This window comes from Flavobacterium panici, from assembly GCF_024499525.1.
In the GTDB taxonomy this organism is placed as follows: Bacteria; Bacteroidota; Bacteroidia; order Flavobacteriales; family Flavobacteriaceae; genus Flavobacterium; species Flavobacterium panici.
This window is the reverse complement of the sequence record NZ_CP100437.1, coordinates 3879913-3899393: the sequence shown is the minus strand read 5'-3', so window position 1 is coordinate 3899393 and position 19481 is coordinate 3879913. Positions and strand designations below refer to the sequence as shown.

Genomic DNA, 19481 nt, shown 5'->3' with positions numbered 1-19481 from the left:
GTTTCTATGTGTTTAAATAAAACTGCTGTAAACAAAAAAATCCCATTACAAAATGGGATTTTTTTACTTCCTAAAAATGCTTTAATACTTAATAGCAATTTTACCAATCGTTTTTCCTGATTCTAAAAGATGATGCGCTTTTTTAAGATTCTCTGCAGAAAGTCCTTTATAAGTTTCCTTTAAAGTTGTTTTTAAAACACCTTCGTCTAATAAATCGGCAATTTTATTTAAAATATGATGCTGTTCGATCATGTCTTCTGTTTGAAACATTGAACGTGTGTACATTAATTCCCATGAAAAGGAAACACTTTTACCTTTCAGTTTATTTAAAACAACAGGTTCTGCACTTCCGGTAATCGATGCAATATGTCCTTGTGGTTTAATCAGTTCTGCCATAATATCCCAATATGCATTCGTATCAACAAAATCTAAAATAAAATCTACATGCTGAAAACCAGCTTCTCTAACCGATGCAACCAAATCTTTATGATCAACCACAAAATCTGCTCCTTGCTGTTTGCACCATTTTATTGTTTCCGGACGTGAAGCTGTTGCAATAACCGTTAATCCTGCAATTTTCTTTGATAGCTGAATGGCGATAGAACCAACGCCGCCGGCACCTCCAATAATTAATATAGATTTTCCTTTGTCTTTCTCCGGATTGATTCTGATTCTGTCAAAAAGAATTTCCCAGGCTGTTAAACCTGTCAACGGAATCACGGCTGCTTCTGCATTCGTTAATGATGTTGGTTTATTACCTACAATTCTTTCGTCAACAATTTGAAATTCGGCGTTACTTCCTTGTTTCGTTAAATCTCCGGCGTAGTAAACGGGATCTCCAACTTCAAATAAAGTTACTTTTTCTCCAACTGCCTGCACAATTCCTACAGCATCCCAGCCAATAATTTTTGGGGTTTCCAGAACGGTGTCTTTTGCAGAGCTCTGGCGAATTTTAAAATCAACCGGATTTACGGAGATGGCATCAATTTTTACTAATAAATCGTGTGCTCCGGGTATTGGTTTTGCAGTTTCAAATTCTATAAAACTGTCTTTTTCTTCTATGGGTAATGATGATTTGAATCCTATTGCTTTCATCGTTTTTATTTTTAATTAAAATATACTAACAAAGATACGAGGGCTTTAACTCTTAAAAATTGTATATTTTTATAAAATATCGGTACAAATTTTTCAATGCCTTTTATTTGTTCTCTCGCAGATTTTGCAGATTAGCAGATATTTTTATTTATCAGCTCAATCTGCAAAATCTGCGGGAAACATATTTTTTAAAGCAAATCTCTTAAAAATAATAGAACTGATATGTTTTTATTTTATATTGGTAGAAATTCGGCATTTTTGTTTAAACACATAGAAACATAGATTTTTTTATTTCTTGAAAAAGAGGATATTAAAAAAAACTCGTTTTTTCACATATAGCTATGTGCATTGAAAGAAGTGAAACGCCTTTACACGCAAAGAAAAACTATGTTCCTATGTGTTTAAAAAACTTTAAATTTGCTAAATCAAACTTCTCAAAATGAATATCCGCAAAGCCAATATATCCGATTCTAAATACATTGCTCCTATTTTATTACTGGCAATGGAAGATATCATCTATAAATATATGGGCAAAAAGGATCATGACAGCGCACTCGAGTTGGTTTCTTATTTTACTGCAAGAGAAGGCAATCAATATTCGTATGAAAATTGTTTTGTAGCCGAGTCTGAAAATGAAATTATTGGTGCTGTCAGCGTTTATAATGGCGCCGATTTACGCAAATTGCGCGCTCCTATTATTGATTATGTACATCTCAATTTTAATCCTGATTTTTATCTGGAAGAAGAAACGCAGGCTGGTGAATATTATATTGATTCGGTGGGAATACACCCGAAATATCAGGGAAAAGGAATTGGTTCTAAAATACTTCAGTTTCTCATTGATGAATATGTACATAAAAATAAACTGACTTTAGGATTATTAGTTGATGAAGATAATCCGCTGGCAAAAAGTCTTTATTTAAAACTTGGGTTTAAGGTTGTGGGCAAAAAAACTTTGGTTGGAAAAAAACTGGATCATCTTCAAATAAGTCCGAATTAAAATTCGGCTCTGCCAAAGAAAATTAGTATTTTTAAACCAAAACAAGCCGAAATGAACCACCAAATATTTGAATCTAATTATAAAAAACTGGGATTTTTAATTCTGAATCCCGAAACTGTTGAGGAAATTAATGGTGACGATTACAAAGCATATATTAAGGTATTGTATTTACCGGAAGGTTACGAAATAACAATTGACTTTAAACAATACAAAACTTCAAGTCCTTCTCTGTTTTTTATAAACAGCAATCAATATTTACAGATTAATAAGGAAGGAAAAAAGCAAGGTTATTTTATGTATTATAATCGTGACTTTTATTGTGTGCAGATTCATGATGCCGAGGTTGCCTGCGATGGTTTGTTGTTCAATAATATTTTTGAAATGCCTATGACAACTTTACCTGAAAAAGAGGTTTTATTTGTGGAAGGCATTTACAGTCAGATTCAGCAGGAATTTGACGCTCCCGATTCTTCACAGGAAGAAATGATTCGCACGTATTTGAAACAGCTTATTATTAAAGCTACCCGAATCTGGAAAATACAGCAATTGGGAGTTTTGAACGATGAACCTTCAAAGGAAATGGATTTCTTTAGGGATTTCAGCCGTTTGGTCGAAATTCATTTCAGAACTAAACATACCGTTGCTGATTATGCTGATATTTTAGGTCTTGCGCCAAAAACACTTTCGAATAAATTCAATCGTTTAGAGCTTTCTCAGCCTAACGATATTATTAAAGACCGCATTATTCTGGAAGCTAAAAGGCTTTTGGGCTATTCTTCTTTAAGTGTAAAAGAGATTGCATATCAATTAGGATATGAAGATCCGGCTTATTTTAACCGACTTTTTACCAATAAAGTTGGCGACACTCCGTCTAATTTCAAGAAAAAATACCTTCAAGGGAAAAATGTACAATTAGAATAGACTTTTGTCTATTTTTAGAGCTGTATTACCGCCATATCTTTGTCCTATCAAATTATAAATAATTAAAAAGACAAATGATATGAAAACTATTAAAGTATTACAACAAGGTTTATTTATTGCAGCATTGTTAATCGTAAATACAATTGCTTCAGCACAAGAAAGACAATTTAAAGGGCAAAATGACCCTGAAATTTTTACAGAAGTCAGAGGCTTTTTAAATGCATTAAATTCTGGTAACGGAAAACCTTTGGAACAATTATCTGTTGCAGACGCTCGTAACGTATTGGTTGGTGCACAAAAATCAGTTGAAGTTGATTATTCTGGTATTGAAGAATCTGAAAGAGTAATTTCTCAAAACGGTTTAAAAGTTAAAATCCATATTACAAAACCTAAAGGTGCTAAAGCAAATGCTCCGGTATTTATCTTTATTCACGGCGGCGGATGGGTTTTAGGAGATTATCCAACACATAGAAGATTAGTTAGAGATTTGGTTGTAGAAAGCGGTGCAGTTGCAGTTTTCCCAGATTACACTCCTTCTCCGGAAGCTCAATATCCGGTTGCGATTAATGAAATTTATGCAACGACTCAATGGGTTGCCGAAAACGGAAAAGAAATTGGTGTAAACGGTAAAAATCTGGCTGTTGTGGGAAATAGCGTGGGTGGAAATATGACTGCTGCGATTACTTTAATGGCAAAAGATAAAAAAGGTCCTCATATTAAATTACAAGTTTTATTATGGCCGGTAACCGATGCTAATTTTGAAACTGAGTCTTACAATTTATATGCTAACGGACGTTTCTTAACTAAAAATATGATGAAATGGTTTTGGGATAATTACTTGCCAGATGCTTCAAAAAGAACAGAAAAATATGCTTCTCCATTGCAAGCAAGTTTAGCAGAATTGAAAGACTTACCTCCTGCTCTGGTTCAAACTGCTGAAAATGATGTTTTAAGAGATGAAGGTGAAGCGTATGCGAGAAAATTAAACGAGGCTGGAGTTCCTGTAACTTTAACAAGATACAACGGATTGATTCACGATTACGGACTTTTAAATCCTATTGCAAATGTTCCGGCGATTCAAACTGCAATTCAACAAGCTGCGGTTGTAATTAAAACAACATTGAAATAAGAATCCAGATATTTGAAAACAAAAAGGGATAGAATTAATTTTCTATCCCTTTTTTACTTTACTAATACTTAAAATAGAAAGTCTATTTTAAAAAGAAGTTACTGATGATTACGTTCCAAGTTAATTTACAGAACTTCTAAAAATAAAAACAAAAAATCCTGAGGCAAATGTAGAATTTCATTCAGCAGTAAAAATCATTAGAAATGATGATTTCTCATTAAAAAGCCTATAAAAAAAGTAATATCGATTGTGAATTCTCCTTTTTAAACAATTTGAAGCTTAGAATATCGTTATAAAAATGATTTGCCAGCTTTTTTTAGTTGGAAAAACATTCGTTTAATCCCCCAATTTGACAAATAAATAATACACAGAATGAAAAACATAACAATATTAGAAGCCGGTTTAGTTTTAAGAATAGTTTTAGGAATAACAATGTTATCAGCAGTTGCTGACCGATTTGGACTTTGGGGCGCGCCCGGTTCTAATGGTGTTGCATGGGGAAACTGGGAAAATTTTGTTCTTTATACGCAGACGCTTAATTCTTTTGCCAGTAAATCGACAGCCGAAGTATTGGGTGCAATTGCAACTGGTTTCGAAATTCTGTTTTCTGTCTTATTAATATTTGGTTTCAAAACCAGAATTGCTGCTTTAGGAACTGCTTTTTTAATGTTGGTTTTTGCATTTGCAATGGCAAATTCTATTTCGGTAAAAGCGCCTTTTGATTATTCTGTTTTGACAAGTGCAGCGGCGGCTTTATTGCTTTCTACAATTGGTAAAACTGCTTTTGCTGCTGATAATAAAATATAAAAAAACAAAAGAGGCTGTCTCAAAAGTCGAGATAACCTCTTTTTATTTTATAATTTTCTTTGTTCCGTAGGAACATTTCATTGGTAGAAAATTATATTGTTATTATTGTTTGCGTTCCGTAGGAACGTTTGATTTTGACATGGCTTTCTCATTTTTAATAATCTGAAATATCAAACATTCCTACGGAATGTAAATACCGATTGTTGCTATTTATTTCTACCAATGAAACATTCCTAACGGAATGATGACTGGGTATTAAAAAATCATAACTTGAGTTTTCATTAAAAGCAAGCAAAATAATTACAACAAAAGAACTGCCTTATTATTTTCTACAATTGGTAAAACTGCTTTTGCGGCTGATAATAAAATATAAATATTCAATTATTTTTTAAACACATAGAAACATAGATTTTTTATTCTTGGAAAAGGGAGATTAAAAAAACTCGTTTTTTCACACATAGCTTTTCCTATTTTCGATGAGTAACTTTGTCAAAGTTTAAAACTTTGACATAATAAAATATAAAAAAAATAAAGAAGCTGTCTCAAACGTCGAGACAGCCTCTTTTATTTTATAATTTTCTTTGTTCCGTAGGAACATTTCATAGGTAGAAAATTATATTGTTATTATTGTTTGCGTTCCGTAGGAACGTTTGATTTTGACATCGCTTTATCATTTTTAATAATCTGAAATATCAAACATTCCTACGGAATGTAAATACCGATTGTTGTAATTTTTCTACCAATGAAACATTCCTAACGGAATGATGACCGGGTATTAAAAAACGAAAACGGGATAGACTACTCTATCCCGTTTTGCCCCACAAAATATTTAAAAACAACAATAACCTACAAAAGTGCTTCTACATAGTTTGCGATTTGAGAATCGGTTTGGGAATTAAATGACGACTGCACCAATTGGACGGTTAAAAACAAGGTGTCGTCTTTTAATTCCATTTTAACGTCATCATTATTTTCAGAATTTGTTAAGTGAATGGTGCTCAGTTTTTCCTGCAGCGCTTCTTTTCCCATATCATCAGAACAGATTTTTTTTACGAAAGATTCTAAGTCGTCAAAAACAATATCCAGTCTTGATAAAGGATATTGATCATAAGCTGTAAAAGTATTCCAGTCAATATCTACTTTAATATCATAACCTGCTCTTTCTTTTAGCTTTGCTTCAAAAGCCGGAAGTTTTTCTACTTTAATCGATTCTGCTAAACGTTTTTCTGCTAATCCCATATTCAATTTAATTGATTAATTATTGGGGCAAATTTATCTTCCGCATTTTTATCTGACATCACTATTTATAGTGATTTTGATTTCTAATTTATGACTGATTTATCCGAATCAATTTTGCCTTTATTGGTTATAATTTCGGTTAACATTGCCGATTGATATCCCATCATTTTTGCCTTTCTGGCTTCTTTTAATGCTTTTTCGGGTTGTTTTAATTTATAATACATTTCACCGAGATTGCACACAAAAATGGGTTCTTTCGGGTTTATTTCAATTGCTTTTTCAAAGTACGGCAGCGATTCTTCATAGCGCAGTTCTATATCTAAAATGCATCCGTAATTATTGTAGATAAGAGCATTTACTGGAGGTTCGTGCTGTGTTTTTGTGAAATAATATTTTCTTTTCTTAAAGCTGGCTTCAAAACCTTTGGTATACCATAATATTCTGGTTTCAAGAAAATAAGCCGAAGCATATTGAGGATCTATAAGTAATATAGCATTGCATGTTTTTTGTGCTTCTTCATAATTTTTGGCAAAAACAAAATCCCAGCCTTCTTTTAAAAGTGCTCTTTTGGTTTCGTCTTCTTTTTTCTCTAGCTGTTCCTCGTCTATTTCTTTTTTTCGATATTCATCAATTTCAATTTCCCAGCCTGTAAAAACTAATTTTTTATTATTTCCAATTACTGTAAAAACTAAATCTTTTGCGGCAGCATCTTTAAAATCAAGAGCAAACAAAACCTGATTTTGGGATCCGGCTGCCAGAACTTCTTCAATTTTCTGATTCAATTTCTGAATATCAATATGTACTCGCATCCAGGTTCGTAAATAAGAACCTCTGTGTACAAAAATGAGTTTTCTGGGTAAATGTCTTAAAGCGGGTTCTGCAATAGCTTCTTTTTCTATTTTATAATATTTAAAATAATTATCGCTTATTTCCAGATAATTGCGTTTGTCTAATCCTTCAAATTCTAAATTCCAGACTACAAGTTTATCTTTTAATTCAAAACGTTCCTGAATGTCATTGGAGTTTTTTATTCTTTCAATTAATTGAGAAAAATGTTCTTCGTTATCATAAAATCTATGACAACGTCGGTTTGCTATAATTTTTTCTTGTTTTTGTTCTTCGCTTATTTCAGTTTCGTTATTGGCTTCGAAGTCCAGTAAAACCGTGTCGTCATTGTATAATTTAAAGCCTCCGTTTTGGTAAATATGAAGATAAATTCGCTTCGACTTTTTACCTCGAATGTTTTTAGGTTCATCTAGCGGATATTTCTCTTCTTCGAGTTCTAATTTATCCATAGGAAACGGAACATCTATTTTATAATACCGATCTTCAACAATAGAAAACCATGATATTTGAAATCGATCTGCATCAAATGGAATATGAATTAAGCTTGAGAAAGCTGATTGGTTTAAATGATAATATTTTGATTGTGTTTCCATTTCTGAAAGTTCTTCTTCAGAATAAAAACAAATATTATTCTCCAGTTTTACATCTGAAATCAAATGTTTTGAAGAATTGACAAATGCAACCGAATCGATATACATTAAAAGTTCGCGATCGTGATAAACGCTAAAAGTGGCTTTAAAATAAGTACTGGCCAGATTAACTTGTGCGTAATGATGTGAACCAAAATAATGTGTATAATAAACCAACGGCGCACCCAGCAAAACGGCAAGCCATATTGAAAAATACAAGCCATTAAAAGTTCCTGTTTTTTGACATGTGACTAAAGCATAAACGCCATAATCTACAAAAAGCAGCAATGCGGTTATCACAATAACGCCAAACACAAATTCTAAACTGATACTGGCACTGGATTTTCCGTAATAAAAAAAGTAAAAATAACCGCACCAGGCGATGGCAGCATTAAAAAACACCGCAAATCCAAGTCCGAGGAAGTACAATAGAAAATAACTTATAAGCGCGGCAACAAACAATAATCCGACAGGAAAGAAAATTTCTCCGCTAAAATAAACGGGATCAACTCTTTTATACGAACGGTAATTTTTCATGATTTATTCTTCAATTTTAAAACCGCAAATGTAAAAGTTCGTTATAGCGGAGGAGTCATTATAAATGATGATTTTTTTTAATTGTTAATTGTAAATGGTGAATTGTGAGTTTTCAGTCGCAGTTTTCAGTCGCAGTTTTCAGTCGCAGTTTTCAGTCGCAGTTTTCAGTCGCAGTTTTCAGTCGCAGTTTTCAGTCGCAGTTTTCAGTCGCTATAACTTTGTCAAAGTTTAAAACTTTGACAAAGTTCCTGAGCACCAAGACTGAAAACTGAGACTGCGACTGAAAACTAAAAAAACATTTTTAAGGTATATTTAAGGTCGTAAACTCATCCCGAACAAATATGTATTCGTAAATTAGCATCAAACAAAATTTATCTTAATGACAGTACTTACTTTTACCCTGATAATGCTGCTTGGTGCTTTTTTAGCTGGCTTTATTGGTTCATTATCAGGCTTGGGCGGTGGTATAATTATTATTCCGCTTCTAACTATTATTCTTGGTGTTGATATTCATTATGCAATTGGAGCCGCTTTAGTTTCGGTAATTGCGACTTCTTCAGGTTCTGCGGCGGCTTATGTTAAGGAAGGAATTACCAATATGCGCCTCGGCATTTTTCTGGAAATCGCTACCACAATCGGAGCCGTTTGTGGTGCTTTACTTTCTACCATTGCACCTACTTCATTTATCGCTGTTTTATTCGGACTTACTTTGATTTTTTCGGCTATAAATTCGCTTCGTAAAAAAGAAGAACATATTGTTTTAGAATCAAGTCCGCTGGCAAAAAGCTTGAAACTTGAGGGAACTTACCCAACGCACGACGGACAAGTGGTAAGCTACGGAACTAAAAATGTTATTGGCGGTTTCAGTATGATGGGAATTGCCGGAATGATGTCGGGTTTACTGGGGATTGGTTCTGGTGCTTTTAAAGTTATTGCCATGGATAATATTATGCGAATTCCGTTTAAAGTTTCTACCACAACCAGTAATTTTATGATGGGTGTTACGGCAATGGCGAGTTCTGTTATTTACATTCAAAAAGGATATATCGAGCCAGGAATTTGTATGCCGGTTGTTATTGGTGTTTTGTTTGGCGCAATGGCCGGAGCAAAAATTTTGGTTAGAACAAATCCTAAAAAACTTAGAATATTTTTTGCATGCTTGATTTTTGTATTGGCAGTTAATATGATTTATAATGGACTTAATGGAAAAATCTAAAGTTATGACGCACGAAAAATTTGGAGAAAAAGATTTTCAAACCATTATTGGAAACTTATTACGCTATGGCGTTTGGATTTCATTATCAGTAGCTTTTATTGGCGGAATCGTTTATTTGATGCACCACGGAAATGACATTGAAGATTATTCTGTTTTTAAAGAAAATGACCGAAATATATTTGAAGTAATTTCGTCGGTTGTAAATGGTGTAATTTCTGGAAGCGGTGAATTTTTGATCTTCTTCGGAATCATATTATTGTTTTTAACTCCCGTTTTCAGGGTTTTACTTTCTCTTTTCTCTTTTTTAATCGAGAAAGATTATTTATATGTAGTGATCACGCTGATTGTTATTCTGATTATTATAACTAGTATTTCATTTGGGTTTTCACATTAGAATTTTAGATTGTAGATTTTAGATTTTAGAGTTTGGATTTTAGAATTTGGATTTTAGATTGTGGAATTTGGAATTTGGGATTTAAAAATTGGAATTTGATATTGATATTAACATTGTCATTGAAATTTAGAAAAATTTATGGAAATAGGAATCGATAGTTTTGCTTCGGCAATGTACGGCGACAGCAACACTTTGAGTAGTGTTGACGCGATGGAACAACTGCTGCAGAGAATTGAATTTGCAGATCAGGCTGGATTGGATGTTTTTGGAATTGGAGAACATCATAAAAAAGAATTTCTGGATTCGGCAACAGCAGTAATTTTGAGTGCGGCTGCGGCTCGAACAAAAAATATTCGTTTGGCAAGTGCGGTGACGGTTCTAAGTGCCGCCGATCCTGTACGCGTTTATCAAAGTTTTGCGACATTGGATTTAATTTCAAAAGGCAGAGCCGAAATTGTTGTCGGGCGCGGATCTGCTATTGAAGCTTATCCGCTTTTTGGATATGACCTTAAGGATTATGATGCGCTTTTTAAGGAAAAACTCGAATTGCTTTTACAAGTTAGAGATAATGAATTTATAACGTGGTACGGAAAATTTCGTCCGGAACTAAATAATCTTCCGGTTTATCCGAGGGCTTTACAGGAAAAAATGCCGATTTGGCTTGGCGTTGGCGGAACTCCGGAATCTTTTGTAAGAGCCGGAAGTTTAGGTTTACCTTTAATGGTTGCTGTTATTGGCGGACAAACACATCGTTTTAGACCTTTGATTGATTTATATCGTGAAGCCGGAAAAACGGCTGGTTTTAAACCGCACGAATTAAAAGTTGGACTGCATTCGCCGGGTTATGTTTCGAATACAACCGAAAAAGCTATCGAAGAATATTATCCGGGTTATGCCGAATTGTGGACAAAATTAGGATATGAGAGAGGCTGGCCTCCCGTAACAAAAGGTAAATTTGATGGATTAATTGATGATCTTGGAGTTTTAATTGTGGGAAGTCCTGAAAGAGCTGCAGAGAAAATTTTACGCCACAGCGAAGCACTGGGCGGCGTTGAAAGATTTACGTTCCAAATGGACAACGCAGGATTAACGCATTCACAATTAATGAACGCGATAGAACTTATAGGAACAAAACTAATTCCTTTGATTAAGAAGGGTTAGATTTTGGACCACAGATTACACGAATTAAACGGATTTACGCTGGTTCTTTTTTATCTAACGTATGGAAAAAATAAAACTGCGTAAATCCGTTTAATCCGTCAAATCCGTGGGCAAATTTTCAAAAAAACTTTGAACCTTTGCCGCTCTGAACCTTTGAACCTATAAAAAAGAAAGCATCCGTTTTAGCGGATGCTTTCTTTTTTAATTGTAATTTTTCAACCAGAACAATTAAATATTTTTAGAATTTGTATGTTACGCCAAATCTGAAGTTTCTTGGTTGTTCTGTCTGCCAATAGTAAGCATTAATATTAGTTGAAGCATAATAAGAACCACTGTAAAGATATTTATCTAAAATATTAAATACATTCGCTGTAAATTTCATTTTTCCAATCTCATAAGATAAACCACCATCAAGTTTAAAATATTCTGGAAGTCTTTCGAGTCCGGCAGCCCAAGTATCTGTTTGTCTTCCTGCAAGGTATGTACCTCCAATAGACGCTCCAAATCCTTTTAACTTACCATTTACAAGAGTATAATTTAGCCATGCATTTGCAACATGTTTAGAGAAACCCGGTACAGTAGAACCTTGTATAATACTTGGAACATTAGAATCTGTAACTATAGATTCTGTAAAAGCATAATTTGCAATTAAATTAAGACCGTCAAAGATTTTTCCTCTAAGATCAACTTCTATACCTTGTGCTCTTTTTTCTCCTAATACAACTTTAAATACATCATTAGGTCCATTAGTAGGATCAGAAGTCAATTCGTTTTCTTTCAAAATTCTATAAGCAGCAACTGTAGTGCTCCATGATCCGTCAAACCAATCTTTTTTAATTCCAAACTCGATATTATTTCCAGTAAGAGGTTTAATTGGATCTCCATTTTGAATAATTCCTGACTGAGGTGTAAAAGCCTGATCGTACAATCCGTAAACCGATGTACTTGGTGTTATAGAATAACTAATACCAACACGAGGTGTAATGTGAGTATCTTCTTGAACATCACCCCAGTTTGTTTGATTAATCCATGTATATCTTGCTGCAAGAGTCAATCTCAATTTATTTTCAAAGAAACCTAATTCATCCTGAATGTAAGCTGCCGTATATTTTGAAATCATACCGCCAAAAGATCTCTCCTTAAGCGGCGTATCACGATCAAAAACAGGCAGTCCGTTTGCCGGGATTCCATAATTTGGTGCAAAAATATTAAACGGATTATCGAAAGTATCTAAATCATGTGATTGATAAAAATCTGCATAGTATTCTTTATTTCCTGCATCTATTCCTCCTAATACTTTATGAGAAACAGGTCCTGTATTGAATTTACCATTAACAAAAATCTGTCCTAAAAACATGTCGCTTTCCGCATCCCAAATACCAACATTTCGTATAATTTCACCATACCCAAGAGTTCCGTCAGGTATCTCATCATAATCTAAATCAACTGATCCAGGTCCCACACCGGTTGGCCATGAGCTGTATCCTTTTTGAAGATATTTAAAATATGATGTTTGTGCAGTAAGTTTCCAGTTGTCATCAAATTTATGTTCAAATGTAAAATATCCGCTGTGATCGTTCATTTTTGTATCTGGCAGACCCGGCTGTGTCATAGTAAAATTTCTTGGCAAAGTTGCATATCCTCCAGCATCAGCTCCAAAAATATAATAAGAACCAACCTCAGTCATATTAGCCATTTGGTAGTTGTACTCTAAAGTAACTTTTGTTTTATCATCAATTTGATACGAAAGTACCGGAGCAATTACATAACGGTCATTGTGTTCAAACGGTCTGTGAGAACCTTTCTTTTGAAAAGCACCATTAAAACGGTATAAAAACTTCCCTTCTTTATCAAATTTTCCATCAAGATCAATACTTGCTCTGTAAAAATCAAAACTTCCAGCCATAACAGTAGCTTCTCCTTTGGTAATTCCAGTTGGTTTTTTAGTCACAACATTATAAAGTCCGCTTGGATCACCACTCGAAAGCATAAATCCTGCTGGCCCTTTCACAAATTCGATATGATCCACAAAACTCATATCTTCTGTCAATGGTCCCCAAAAAGAAGTAACTACATTAAATCCGTTACGGAAAGCCTGTATTTGTGAACCACGCATTGTAATATTCGTATACATATCTCCCCAGTGTTCTAAGCGCACAGCACCACTCACATTACGGATCACTCCATCGCTCATACTGATAATCTGCTGGTCTTTTAAAGTTTGTCCGCTTACGATTTGAATATTCTGTGGGATTTCAAGTACCGGGGTCTGAAGACGTAATGATAATGAAGGTTTGTCTTGTTTGTATTTATTTTTTGTAATGACAACTTCATCAAGATCTTCCTGACTTTCAGAAAGTATAAAGTTTTTGGTAGTAGTTTGTTTTGCCGTTACTACGATTGTGTTTTCAACGGCATGAATTCCAACTGCACGAACACTAATCGTGTAAGAACCCGGCTTAACATTTTTAATTTCATATTGACCGTTGTCATTTGTAACTGCCGAATATCTTGTTCCTTTTAGAACTATTGAAACACCCGGCACTGGTTCGTTACCGCTTAAAGAAATCTTTCCGTTTACTTTTCCTAATTCCTGACTCATTGCATTTAGTGAAGTCAAAAGAACCATCAAAAAACAAACTTTCTTAATGATATTTATACTCATTTTAGTACTATTTTAAGTTTTGTTTGGCAAAAGTAAACGGTAATGGCGGGTTTTCCAAATTATTTTTAATTATTCTAAATAAATATAAAATATTAAGATCATTTAGTGATATTTTTACACTTATAACTTTATAAACTTCAGGAGAAAGCAAATAATTGAGGAAGTATACTTATCTTTAATCCGCAAAATAAATTTCCACAACAAAAAACATAAATCAATGAATACCACAAAAACAGTTAGAAAAGTTGCTATTGTAGGTTATAATCGAATTCCGTTTGCGAGAGCCAATACCGCTTATGCAAATGTTGGAAATCAGGAAATGATGACCGCAGCCTTAAACGGGCTTATTGATAAATATAATTTAAAGGGGCAATTGTTAGGCGAAGTTGCCGGAGGTGCCGTAATAAAACATTCTTATGACATGAATATGATCAGAGAATGTGTTATGAAAACGGCTCTCGATCCCGCTACCCCAGCCTGCGATTTGCAGCAAGCCTGTGATACCGGAATTGAAAGTGCAGTTTATATTGCCAATAAAATTGCGCTTGGACAAATAGAATCTGGAATTGCCGGAGGAGTCGATTCTATTAGTGATATGCCAATTGCCGTAAGTGAAAATTTGAGAAAAACGCTGCTTAAAGCCAGACAGGCAAAATCATTGGGTGAAAAAATCAAGGCGTTTTTAAAGCTTCGTCCAAAAGATTTTTCTCCGTTAGTTCCAAGAAATGAAGAAACACAAACCGGACTTTCGATGGGCGGACATACGGAGATTACGGCAAAATATTATAAAATTCCAAGAGAAGATCAGGACAATCTGGCTCTTAAAAGTCATTTGAATATGGCAAAAGCGTATGACGAAGGTTTTTTTACTGATATGATTACGCCTTTTAACGGACTTGACAGAGATAATAATTTAAGGAAAGACAGCAGTATAGAAAAACTGGCGAAACTAAATCCTGCTTTTGATAAATCAAACGGAACTTTAACTGCAGGAAATTCAACTCCTTTAACAGATGGTGCGTCCTGTATACTTTTAGCCAGCGAAGAATGGGCAAACGAACGCGGATTACCAATCCTGGCGTATATTACTTTTGCCGAAATTGCGGCGATTGAATATGTCAAAAATCAGCAAAATCTTTTATTGGCGCCTTTATTTGCAGCCAGCAGAATGCTTGAAAAGGCCGAATTAAATTTACAGGATTTTGATTATTATGAAATTCACGAAGCTTTTGCCGCTCAGGTTTTGGCAACTTTAAAAATTTGGGAAAGCCCGGAATTGAGTGCCGAATTAGGCTTGAAGAAAACACTTGGTGCAATTGACAGGGAAAAACTAAATGTAAAAGGAAGCAGTCTTGCAGCCGCGCATCCTTTTGCCGCAACCGGAGGAAGAATAATTGGCGTTATGGCAAAATTATTAAATGAAAAAGGTTCAGGAAGAGGATTTGTTTCAATCTGTGCCGCCGGAGGACAAGGCGTTACGATGATTATTGAAAAATAATAAATTCAATATTTATACTTTACAACAAACCCGGCAGGTTTTTAAAACCTGTCGGGTTTACTTATAAAATCAAAATGGATAATTCTACTTTTAATTAAAAAGCAAATTCTTCAACAGAAGATAAAGCTTTTGGTAAAGCATTTTCTGCAAAATCAGGAATTGCAGTTCCTTCCACACGGAAAGTTGTAACATCAGTCATTCCTAAAAAGCCTAATACAGTTCTAAGATACGACTCTGAGAAATCGTAACTTTTGTATGGCCCTTCAGAAAATATAGCCCCGGAAGCGATTGACAAGTATACTTTTTTATCGGTAACTAATCCTTTTGCTCCTTCCGGACTATAGCTAAAAGTTTTTCCTGCTCTTGCAACCTGATCGATCCATCCTTTTAAAACTGCCGGAATTCCGAAGTTGTATAAAGGCACACCAATCACGATTACATCCGATTCTAATAACGTTTTTATTGCTGCATCAGAATATTTCAATGCGTCTGTTTGTTCTGGCGTATGTGCTTCTGCAGGCGTATAAACAGCATTAATATGCGATCCTGTTAAATAAGGCAAAGGTGTTTGAGTAAGATCGAGAGTTTGTACTTCCGTTTCTGTTTGTGCTGCTAGTTTTTCGATAATAGCATTTGATAATTGATTACTAAACGAAGTGTCTCCGTTTGTACTGGTAATTATGCGTAGAATTTTTTGGCTCATGATTTAAATTATTTGTTTTACGATACAAACTTATCTACATTTGCTATCTCTTTTATAGTACTATCCCCGAGGATAGCGCTATCCTTGAAGATAGTAATGTGATATATATGGAAGCAGAAGTAAAAACAGCAGTAAGAACATTCAAAAAAGAAGATAAAGATTGTAAACCACAAGAATGCATGGCGGCATTATTGCCTGTAAGAGACGCTTTAGAAGTTTTAAGCGGAAGATGGAAATTACCTATTTTAATTGCTTTGTCTGACAGACCAAAACGTTTTAAAGAAATCTCAAAAGACATCAACGGAATCACAGACAAGATGCTTTCGAAAGAATTAAAAGATCTTGAAATAAATAAACTTGTTACCAGAACGGTTTATGATACTTTTCCGCCAACGGTTGAATATTCACGCACCCAGCACAGTCAATCTTTAGGAGATGTTATCATGGCCCTAAAAGACTGGGGAACTTTACACCGAAAAGAAATTATCGGAAAATAAAAGTTTTTTTGCCACAGATTAAAAGGATTAAAATGATTTTAAAATCTACTTAACCTGATCCCGATAATTATAAGGATTGTGTAAAAAAAACTTTGTGCCTTAGTGCCTTTGTGGCATTATCACTAAATCGATATCGTAAAGAAATTTTAGTAAACTAAATAATTATACAGAAAAAGTTTAAATTTGATTACCCAAATCACTAAAAATTCTGAATAATTATGAGAAAAAATCTACAATTTAACATTAAAAATAAATTGCTTAGTCATCTAATAATAGCTTTTGCTTTATTGATTTCTTCACAATCCTATTCGCAATACATCACGCAAAACCTTGCTCCTACTGCGGTTATCAAAGAAGGACTTTCGCTTGAACAATCTTCAGACGGAAGAATTTTTATAGCAGAACGCGGCGGGATTGTAAAAGTATTTCAAAACAATACGGTTACAAATGTATTTACCGTTCCTACCGTAACAGATAACGAACAAGGGTTACTTGGATTAACGCTTCATCCTAACTTTGCAACAAACGGTTATATTTATGTTTTTTATTCTATACAACCAGCAGGAGAAAAAGTCAGACATAAAATTGAAAGAATCAAAATTGACAATGCTAACCAAGTAGTAAGCAGACAGGAAATTTTACTTTTAGAACCTATTGGTAACGGATTTCACAATGGCGGAGATTTAAAATTCTTCCATGGATTTTTGTATGTAACCGTTGGAGACAGTCAGCAAAATACCAATTCTCAGGATTTAGACACTTATAAAGGAAAAATTCTTCGTATTACAGAAGACGGACTTCCTGCACCGGGAAATCCATTTTACGGAAGCGGTTCTGTACAAAGGCAAAGCATCTGGGTTTACGGATTTAGAAATCCGTGGAGATTGGTTCCTAATGCTGTTGCCGATAAATTATTTGTGTTAGATGTTGGAACTTCATGGGAAGAAATTAATGAAATCAGCAATCCAACAATTCGAAATTACGCCTGGGGACATCCGCAGGGAGGCGACGGAATGCAAACCGAAACTGATTTATTTACAAATCCGATATTTACCTACGCAACGGGAAGTATTGGTAATGCTTTAACAAATGGAGTTTTGTATAATCCAACAATCTCCCGTTATCCTAATTTACAGGGAAAATTCATTATCAAAGATTTTGTCCGAAATGCAATTCGCTGGTTTGATCCTAATGTTGCGAATCCCGTTTCTACAGAATTTTATTCGGCACCACAATTTCAGGTATTGGGTATGATGTTAGGAAATGATGGTTTCATTTATTACTGTGAATACGGAAATAATGGTTCCTTAATTAAATTAGACTATATAGCAACCGCTGCACCAACAATTGTAAATCATCCGGTTTCTCAAACTATAATGGAAACAGATCCGGTAACTTTTACAGTTTCGGCAAGCGGAACAGGTTTAACCTATCAATGGCAGTTTAATAATGTCGATATCAACGGAGCAACCGGAGCAACTTATACAATTCCGAATGTAACAAATGCAAATGCTGGTGATTACAAAGTTATTGTAACCAATACAGCTGGAAATGTAACCAGTAATCCGGCAACATTAACGGTAAAACCTTTCAGTAATAAACCAACGGTAACGATTGTTTCTCCGCTTCCATCATTAAAATGGAATGCTGAAGATGTTGTTCATTTTGAAGCTGCAGGAACAGATGTTGAGGACGGAACTTTACCTGCAAGCGCGTTTTCATGGAGTATTGATCTTTTTCACGAAGATATTCCGGGAGCCGGACACTCGCATCCTGGTGCAAGTCCGCAAGGTGTAAAATCTGGGGATTTCACCGCTTCAAATCAAGGAGAAAAAACACCAAATGTGTGGTACCGATTTACGGTAAAAGTAACCGACAGCGATGGTTTAGCCGCTACTACTTTTGTTGATATTAAACCTAATTTAGTTGATGTTACTGCGACAAGTTCGCCGGTTCCGCTTAACTTAGAATTCAATCAAAAACCAGTTACAGCACCTTCTACAAAACAAGTTGTGGCAAATGCAGCGGTACAAACTTTAAATGCACCAACGCCTCAGTATATTGAAAATACGCGTTACGATTTTGACCATTGGAGTCAGGGCGGAGCTGCAAATCAAACTTTTACTGCGCCAGCAACAGGAACGATTACATATACAGCATTTTATACAGCAACTGTACTTCAAAATGCTCCTTATCAGGGATTAGTTGCTCAGATTCCGGGAATTATTGAAGCAGAAAATTATGATGTTGGGCCAGGTGCTTTTCTGGATAAAAACGGCGGCGGAGATAATGTATACAGAGCTGGCGACGGCGTAGGAACTGAAGCGTGTAACGAAGGCGGATATAATCTTGCGTATGTAGCAAAAGACGAATGGCTGAAATATTCTGCAAGAGTAAGTACCAGCGGAAATTATACCATCAATTTAAGAATTTCAACACCTTATCTTAACCGAAAATTACATCTTGAAGTAGACGGTGTAAACGTTACCGGAATTTTAAATATCCCTAATACGGTAGGTTTCCAGGCATGGCAGACAGTTGCCGTTCCTAATATTCCTTTAACGCAGGGTAATCATGTTATTACTTTATATTTTGATGAAAATGATATTAACGTAAACAAAATGGAATTTGTATTGTCTGGAATTACCAGCCCGGTAGCCGATTATGAGTTTACACCACAAATGGGTTGCGAAAATGAGCCTGTTACTTTTACATCCGTTTCTATTGGTACAATTGATAACTATTTATGGAATTTTGGTGCTGACGCTCAGCCTGCAACAGCAACCGGAGCTGGCCCTCATACTGTAACTTATTCTACAGAAGGAGATAAAGAAGTTTCACTTACCGTAAGCAATTCAGAAGGAAGCAACACGAAAACAGTTACATATATGGTTCACGACTGTCACCTTGGTGTTGAAAATCCAAATGCAGAACCAAATGCAATTGTAGTTTATCCAAATCCATCAAAAGGAATATTCCATTTATCAAAAGAACTGGAATGGACTGTATTTTCTGCTGCAGGAAATAAAATTAAACAAGGAAAAGGAAATGTAATTTCAATTTCTGAACAAGCAACTGGAATTTATTTTATAAAAACTAATGCTTCCAGTAAAGCAATCCCAGTAAGTAAACAATAATTTTATT

15 protein-coding genes are annotated in these 19481 nt (G+C 34.7%); 10 read left to right on the top strand and 5 right to left on the bottom strand.

All coding sequences use genetic code 11. The features are described 5' to 3' along the window. Positions 1-81 precede the first annotated feature (81 nt). Complete coding sequence (locus tag NLJ00_RS16415) at positions 82-1095, bottom strand: zinc-binding alcohol dehydrogenase family protein (protein ID WP_256634590.1); 1014 nt, start codon at positions 1093-1095, stop codon at positions 82-84. A gap of 439 nt (positions 1096-1534) precedes the next feature. On the opposite strand from NLJ00_RS16415, the gene NLJ00_RS16410 reads away from it, so the two are divergent. The 4 genes from NLJ00_RS16410 (at position 1535) to NLJ00_RS16395 (ending at position 4952) form a co-directional block, all read left to right on the top strand. Next, on the top strand, positions 1535-2095 hold the full coding sequence (locus NLJ00_RS16410; RefSeq protein WP_256634589.1) for a GNAT family N-acetyltransferase: 561 nt from the start codon (positions 1535-1537) through the stop codon (positions 2093-2095). Between the two features lie 51 nt (positions 2096-2146). After that, a complete protein-coding gene (locus NLJ00_RS16405) occupies positions 2147-3016 on the top strand; it encodes a helix-turn-helix domain-containing protein (protein ID WP_256634588.1) in 870 nt (289 codons plus the stop codon). A gap of 79 nt (positions 3017-3095) precedes the next feature. Continuing rightward, on the top strand, positions 3096-4145 hold the full coding sequence (locus NLJ00_RS16400; protein ID WP_256634587.1) for an alpha/beta hydrolase: 1050 nt from the start codon (positions 3096-3098) through the stop codon (positions 4143-4145). 372 nt (positions 4146-4517) lie between these two features. Further along, on the top strand, positions 4518-4952 hold the full coding sequence (locus NLJ00_RS16395) for a DoxX family protein (protein WP_256634586.1): 435 nt from the start codon (positions 4518-4520) through the stop codon (positions 4950-4952). Between the two features lie 846 nt (positions 4953-5798). Here the strand turns inward: NLJ00_RS16395 and NLJ00_RS16390 are convergent. Both NLJ00_RS16390 and NLJ00_RS16385 read right to left on the bottom strand, forming a co-directional pair. After that, complete coding sequence (locus NLJ00_RS16390; protein WP_180857893.1) at positions 5799-6191, bottom strand: hypothetical protein; 393 nt, start codon at positions 6189-6191, stop codon at positions 5799-5801. Positions 6192-6274: 83 nt separating this feature from the next. Further along, a complete protein-coding gene (locus NLJ00_RS16385; RefSeq protein ID WP_256634585.1) occupies positions 6275-8203 on the bottom strand; it encodes a tetratricopeptide repeat protein in 1929 nt (642 codons plus the stop codon). Positions 8204-8582: 379 nt separating this feature from the next. On the opposite strand from NLJ00_RS16385, the gene NLJ00_RS16380 reads away from it, so the two are divergent. From NLJ00_RS16380 to NLJ00_RS16370, 3 genes are all read left to right on the top strand, one after another. After that, positions 8583-9419, top strand: a complete 837-nt coding sequence (locus NLJ00_RS16380) for a sulfite exporter TauE/SafE family protein (RefSeq protein WP_256634584.1) — start codon at positions 8583-8585, stop codon at positions 9417-9419. Then, complete coding sequence (locus NLJ00_RS16375) at positions 9406-9813, top strand: DUF1634 domain-containing protein (protein WP_180857895.1); 408 nt, start codon at positions 9406-9408, stop codon at positions 9811-9813. Before NLJ00_RS16380 ends, NLJ00_RS16375 begins: the two co-directional genes overlap by 14 nt. 138 nt (positions 9814-9951) lie before the next feature. Further along, positions 9952-10974, top strand: coding sequence for an LLM class flavin-dependent oxidoreductase (locus NLJ00_RS16370; protein WP_256634583.1), 1023 nt, complete (start codon positions 9952-9954; stop codon positions 10972-10974). A gap of 238 nt (positions 10975-11212) precedes the next feature. Here NLJ00_RS16370 and NLJ00_RS16365 read toward each other — a convergent pair whose 3' ends face one another. Beyond that, the gene (locus NLJ00_RS16365) at positions 11213-13639 is read right to left on the bottom strand and encodes a TonB-dependent receptor (protein WP_256634582.1); all 2427 of its coding nucleotides are present in this window, start codon (positions 13637-13639) and stop codon (positions 11213-11215) included. Between the two features lie 217 nt (positions 13640-13856). On the opposite strand from NLJ00_RS16365, the gene NLJ00_RS16360 reads away from it, so the two are divergent. Then, entirely contained in the window at positions 13857-15137 is a 1281-nt protein-coding gene (locus NLJ00_RS16360; RefSeq protein WP_256634581.1) for an acetyl-CoA C-acetyltransferase, read from the top strand. 94 nt (positions 15138-15231) lie between these two features. Here the strand turns inward: NLJ00_RS16360 and NLJ00_RS16355 are convergent, their stop codons facing one another. After that, complete coding sequence (locus NLJ00_RS16355; protein WP_256634580.1) at positions 15232-15840, bottom strand: FMN-dependent NADH-azoreductase; 609 nt, start codon at positions 15838-15840, stop codon at positions 15232-15234. 107 nt (positions 15841-15947) lie between these two features. On the opposite strand from NLJ00_RS16355, the gene NLJ00_RS16350 reads away from it, so the two are divergent. Then, positions 15948-16337: a winged helix-turn-helix transcriptional regulator gene (locus NLJ00_RS16350; protein ID WP_082356351.1), complete on the top strand. Its 390-nt coding sequence runs from the start codon at positions 15948-15950 to the stop codon at positions 16335-16337. Positions 16338-16555: 218 nt separating this feature from the next. Next, the gene (locus tag NLJ00_RS16345) at positions 16556-19474 is read left to right on the top strand and encodes a PQQ-dependent sugar dehydrogenase (protein ID WP_256634579.1); all 2919 of its coding nucleotides are present in this window, start codon (positions 16556-16558) and stop codon (positions 19472-19474) included. Positions 19475-19481: the final 7 nt, after the last annotated feature.